This window comes from Ferruginibacter sp. (assembly GCF_031430955.1).
GTDB lineage: Bacteria > Bacteroidota > Bacteroidia > Chitinophagales > Chitinophagaceae > Ferruginibacter.
In genome coordinates this window covers 1-6,114 of the sequence record NZ_JANPCM010000142.1, presented here as the reverse complement: position 1 = coordinate 6,114, position 6,114 = coordinate 1, and the positions used below count along the sequence as shown (strand labels likewise).

General features: G+C 34.0%; 5 protein-coding genes. 1 reads left to right on the top strand and 4 read right to left on the bottom strand.

Annotated features, from left to right (window positions below; translation table 11 throughout):
- The first annotated feature begins 43 nt into the window (after positions 1 to 43).
- Positions 44 to 3,040, top strand: coding sequence for a leucine-rich repeat domain-containing protein (locus ACY65O_RS03950; RefSeq protein ID WP_462219548.1), 2,997 nt, complete (start codon positions 44 to 46; stop codon positions 3,038 to 3,040).
- Between the two features lie 45 nt (positions 3,041 to 3,085).
- On the opposite strand, the gene ACY65O_RS03945 is transcribed toward ACY65O_RS03950, so the two are convergent.
- From ACY65O_RS03945 to ACY65O_RS03930, 4 genes are all read right to left on the bottom strand, one after another.
- Positions 3,086 to 3,322, bottom strand: a complete 237-nt coding sequence (locus ACY65O_RS03945) for a hypothetical protein (protein WP_462219547.1) — start codon at positions 3,320 to 3,322, stop codon at positions 3,086 to 3,088.
- Positions 3,323 to 3,622, bottom strand: a complete 300-nt coding sequence (locus ACY65O_RS03940) for a type II toxin-antitoxin system RelE/ParE family toxin (protein WP_462219546.1) — start codon at positions 3,620 to 3,622, stop codon at positions 3,323 to 3,325.
- Positions 3,604 to 3,774, bottom strand: a complete 171-nt coding sequence (locus tag ACY65O_RS03935) for a hypothetical protein (RefSeq protein WP_462219545.1) — start codon at positions 3,772 to 3,774, stop codon at positions 3,604 to 3,606. Before ACY65O_RS03935 ends, ACY65O_RS03940 begins: the two co-directional genes overlap by 19 nt.
- Before the next feature lie 99 nt (positions 3,775 to 3,873).
- Positions 3,874 to 6,069: a DUF5916 domain-containing protein gene (locus ACY65O_RS03930; protein WP_462219544.1), complete on the bottom strand. Its 2,196-nt coding sequence runs from the start codon at positions 6,067 to 6,069 to the stop codon at positions 3,874 to 3,876.
- Positions 6,070 to 6,114: the final 45 nt, after the last annotated feature.

Genomic DNA, 6,114 nt, shown 5'->3' with positions numbered 1-6,114 from the left:
AAAAATTCCCAATATAGATATCATCATACCCTTTTTGAAAAAAATGAAGGGTTTAAAAAAATTAGTTATAAACTATTCATTATTAGAAAACATTGAATCTATTAGTGAATTACCAAATCTTGTTCATTTGGATTTAACTGGGAACAAGTTATCGGATATGAAGCCAATTCAAAAGCTAATTAAATTGCAGCATTTGAATCTAAGTAACAATTTGATAGAATATATTTTTTATCAGGATACTTTTAAGACACTTAAAAATTTAAATTTAGGCAACAATCCTATTATCAATTTTGAAAAGTTATCAGAATTTATGTCTCTAGAAAAACTTTATTTGAATGGTGTAAAATTGAAAGACATAACTTTTTTAAGTAAACTCTTAAAAATTGTAATGCTAGATATAAATAATAATCAGATTACAGATCTTTCTCCAATTAATAAATTAGATAAATTGGAGGTCTTGATTGTTTTAGGAAATAGAGTAGGGGCATTACCTGATTTACGAAAATTATCAAATTTAAAAACTATCAATTTAGGGCAAAATAAAATTCAGGATATCTGGCCTCTGAAAGATTTGAAAAAACTAGAAGTGCTTTGGTTGCTTGATAATAAAATAAAAGACATCTCTGTTTTAGAATACCTCCCCCAGTTAAAATCATTAAGTCTAGGAGATAATGGTGTGAGGGAAATTGACCCAATAAAATATTTGAAAACCCTAAAAAGATTAGATCTACAAGATAATCTTATATCTAATATTACTCCTCTAAAACAGCTAACATCTTTGACAAAATTATCTCTTAAATCAAATGAAATTAGTGATATTGATTCTTTAAAGGATTTAAAAAATCTTGAAATACTTCAATTACAAAATAATCCTATAAAATATCTTCCTCCGTGGATTACCACTTTTGATATGAAAATTACTTGGGATGAATTTGGATGGAATAACAAATCAATTACCTTTTTTCAAAATCCTTTAATTAGCCCTTCGGTTGCAACCGTTAAGCAGGGGAAAGCAAGTATTGCGAGATACTTCGCAAAAATATCTAAAGAGGGATTAGATTATATTTATGAGGCTAAATTAACGCTTGTTGGAGAGGGTAGTTCAGGAAAAACTTCTCTACAAATTCGATTGATTAAATCCAATGGTATATTACCAAAAGAAGACAAGAGAACTCGTGGTATAAAGATCATTGATTGGACATTCAAAACTATAAAAGGGAAAAAACAAATTGCTCATATTTGGGACTTCGGTGGTCAGGATGTATATTATCCAGTCCACCGTTTTTTTTTAACCGAAGATTCAGTCTTTGTTCTACTTGCATCTACTAGGCAAACTAACCATAATTTTGATTATTGGATACCAACAATATATCAGTTTGGAGGAAAAAGCCCCATATTATTAGGCCAAACCTGTCATGATGGGAATAGGGTTACATGGAATGACTTAAACTATTATATTGGCAATAGTAATTTTAATATTATAAAATCTCAAATTCTACCGTATACTGAGTTAAATCTTTTAAAGAAAAATGAAGGATTAGCTAAAATAAAAAAAGAAATTATAAATCAAATTGAAAAATTACCTCATTATGGTAAAGGCGTTCCAAAATCTTGGATTCCATTACGAGAAAAGATTTCAAAACAACCAAAAAATTCAGCCTGTATTACATTCGAAGAATTTAAGAAAATCTGCGAAAAATCAGATCCTATTGCATTTAAAAAAGCAATTGATGTCGAAGATTGCGCTAAATTTTTTCATTCAATAGGGGTAATGCTTTGGTATTCTGAAAATGAAGATCTAAAGGATTGGGTAATATTGCAACCACAATGGGCAATGAATGCAGTTTATAAGATTATCGATGATGAAGAAATTCAGAAACCACAACGAAGAGGCACGATTACTGCAATCGATTTTAAACGTTTATGGAAAGACTCCTCATATGTTGGAAAGCAAGTAATTCTTAAAAAAATGTTGCATTTTTTTAAGATTGCTTTTCCCAAAAAACATAAAAAATCCGATTACATTATTCCTGCAAGATTGATATCTATGCCCGATTCGAATCGTTGGAAAAATATTGAACCTTATTTGAGACTCGAATATAAATTCGATTTTATGCCGAAAGGAATCACAAATCAATTAAGTGCTGAGTTAAGTAGGTATATTGTAGCGGATGATGAAGTTTGGAACAACGCAGTTAATTTGGTTAATGAAGATAAGTCAGCACTTTGTCAAATAGAAGAAGATTTTTACAATAGGAAAATATTTATAAAAGCAAAGGGTAAGAACGCTAGAGATCTTGTTTCTATAACAAAACATGCTTTAAAAGAAATAACCGACGAATACAAAGGTGTTCAACCTGAAATAATTGTTCCATGTACATGTTTGAAATGTATTGACAACATAAAACCAACATTATTTACATTAAGCGATCTTTTACGATGGTCTGAGTTAGAAGAAAGTCCAACTGTGTATTGCAATGAAGGTAGAGAATATCTATTCATAGATAAATTATTGCATAATGTAGGACTTCCAAAAAACAACAGACTTAACGAAATGGATGCTTCTTTAAAGAAAATAAAGGCAGTAAAAGTTTTTGTTTCTTATTCCAAATTTGATGAAAATTATTTAGAAGATTTTCAAGATCATTTAGTAACACTGAAAGAAGAAGGCCTAATCAGTTTTGATTGCAGGGAGATAGAATTCGGTAAAGAATGGAATACGGAAATTAAAAAGCAGATTGATGAATGTGATATTATGATTTGTTTAGTTAGTGTAAAGTTTCTAAATACAGATTATATAAGGAAAATTGAGGTTACCAAAGCGATTCAACAAAATAAAATAATTATACCTATTATAATAAAGGCTTGCGATTGGGAGGGATCAGTTTTAGGAAAATATCAAGCAGCACAAAGAGGTAAGATAGTTTCATTGGATAATAAATTAAGACTTCAAGGCCGAATCAAAAGTTACAATGAAGAAGAGAAAGCAGCGTTTTGGACTGCTATAATTAAAGAGTTCAGAAAAAAAATATTTTTTTAGTATTAATCTTGGCCTTCGTTGGTATCCCGAAGCCCACTTAGCCTTTTAGCCTTTGTTGGTAGAACGAAGCCCGCCGCAACGCCGTTGGTATGCAGCATTTGCAATTGTGCGTAAGCGTACCAACAACACAGCTTGTTGCTGCGAAAACAATATAGCCATCGGTAACAAATTAGTTACATCCTTTGCTATAATGTTGTTGGTAAGCCATGGCTCATTATCCCTGCTTCTATACCAACAACGGCTTAGGGGTGATATTTTTATTTCGCCACAGCCATACTGCATTTACCAGTAAATAAGTTTGGAGGAAATAAATTCACAAATGATTACTTCTTTATCAGATTCAATTAGTACAATTGTATATTTCTTTTTGTAAGGGATACATTTGTACCCTAAGGCTGCTCTTTCAGGCTCTCTGCAAATTGAAAATGATTTTCTTTCATCAGCAAGTTTTAAGAATGCATCATACACATCATCTGTAAATTTATCAGCAGTTGCAATCATGCCTTTTGATTCGATAAACCAGGCAATGGCGGCAATATTATCGGCAGCAGTTTGTTTTACAATTATTTTGCGGCGGCCCATTTTCTAATCATTTTTTTGCTGTGTGTACGGGCTTCTTCAACAGAAAATGTTTTTTCGGGTTTAGTTTTTAATGCCGCTTTTTTTATTAATTTCTGGTAGTTTTTTTCAGGAATTAAAACGTATTTCTTTTTATCAATTAAAATCTCTGTCATTATAAATGTATTGTTATTCAAATTTACATAAAATAATGGCAGCGTCAATATTACTTCGCCGTCGTTTGGGTGTGTCAGGAATAATAGGATTTGATAGGATTAAATATTCCACCAATAATTAAATTTTAGAACCAGCGCACGGCTTCTGATAGAGAAGGGTGCAGGAAAATAATTATCGGAATATACCAGGAACAGATCAGAAGCAGGGCGAAAGCGCCATTGGAACCTTGTATTAAGGTTTATGTTTTTTAACTGCTCATTGTATTGCATAAAAGCGGTGAAGAATATTTTATTTGTCATAGTTACATCAATGCGTGGGCCTACCAGCCAGAAAGATGTTTTACCCCATGGCAGCGGCAGGTTAAGCAGATTATAACCGGCACTTATATTAATACTTACATAAGGTTGAAAACGATAGCCAATTTCGCCTGAAAGGTTGAGCCGTTTTCCGTTGGCATAATAACCACCGTACCTGCTGGAAAAAGAATAAGTAAATAATTGCTGCGGCCGTGAAAAATAATCGGTACCAAAAGCATTCCAGCGGTGTTTTGTACTCAATAAAAGAGAATCCTTACCCGAATTGGTAGGATCGAAGGGCTTCAGCAGTTGTACATAATCATGTGCCACCCATACATTTGCAATTCTCTGATCCCGGAAATTAAAATTGTAGGCAAGGAACGATTCATTATCTGTTTGATGCAACGCTTCACTAAAATAATAAGAAGAACTTATTCTGGGGCCATGGCTTACCAATGCACCTTTTTTAGGAAAAAATAACCGGTTTATTTGCGGATTGATGCGTATGTAATTATTACGGGGAACATAACCCGTTTCGGCAGTATATTTTTTTCCAACATACTCATGTTGCCATAGTACTATCCATTTACGGCTGGTATATTGAAGGTTTGCAGCATGTACCCAATCATTGCCGCCGGCTGCCGGGGTAAAGGCTTTGAGCAATATTGCTTTTCCGGTAAATAAATTATTTGCAGATGCAAGGTTATATTCTAAGCCGATATTGCGGTTGTATAAAGAATAAACAGGCTTTGTACTGTCTTTGCCCGGTGTATAGTTAACAGATTGTTTGTTAACGAAAATAAATCCAATATTCGATCTTACGAATACACGTCTTTGTATGGCGATGGCTGTAAAATTTTGAACAGGCAAACCAGTCTCTTTTAATTTGCCTGTTTGCATGTTCATCACTCCAACCCGCCAGTCTTTATTCAATCGGCCGCTTACCCTTGCGCCAAAATGTATAGGAACGCCAAGGCCTATACGCCGTGAAAAGAAAGGGCGGATGGTTGAATAACCAAAGTTTGCAAACAGGTCGGCATTTTCTAAAAAGAATTGTCTTTTTTCAGGGAAGAAAAGTTCAAACCTGTCAAGGTTGGTAACCTGTTTATCCACTTCCACCTGGGAGAAATCGGGGTTCACAGTAAGATCAAGATTAACAGATGATGTAACAGCAATCTTTACATCGCCGCCAATATCTTTTTTGTAACCGGCAGCTTTATTGTTTTGATAATCTTTTGAAATACTCCCCAGCACATAAGGTATAATAGAAATGTTAGAGCCGGCATCTGGTGGCGGTTCATCCCACACTAATATACCGGTGTAAGCCAGTGATGCTGTTGGAAATTGCCTGGGTACCGGTGCCCAGCTTGATTTTTCAGCAACGCTTATATCCAGCCGGCTGAAATTAATGCCCCAATTTTTTATACCTTTTTTATAACGTATCGATTTAAATGGTATTGCTGCTTCAAATATCCATTTATCTGCATAATGCTTTACTACCGAAACCCATTTATTATCCCAGCTTAAATCTACTTTTCCACCGTCATACATTGTGCCATCCCATTGTGCACCTGCGGCATTGGAGCCAAATGAAAAACCATTGGTCATATCATTAAATGGATCCATAAAAAGAAGAAAATTATCATTCTTTCCAAAGTTAAAATCACGCCGCATAGACTCCACCATGTATTTAGTTTTGCCATGATAGCAGGTGGCCATAAGATAGAGGTTTTCATTATCATATGTCATCCTTACTTCTGTCAGTACGCTGGCAAACCCGGTATCCATAGGTAATACCCTTTTAAAATTGCCTGTTTTTTCTGCCTCCTGCCAGCCATCTTCATTCATTATACCATCAATGGTAATTGCTGAAGATGAACGGTGGATATTTAAAACGTAATTGCTGTTCTTTGTTTGGCACAAAACAGGGCTTGCATGTAAACAAAATAAAGCAAGCAGTAACCAGGTGGGCAATAACCAATTATTTAGTGTTAGCATTTAATCTTCAAGGTAAAGAAATTTATGGTTCAATCCACCCAATAC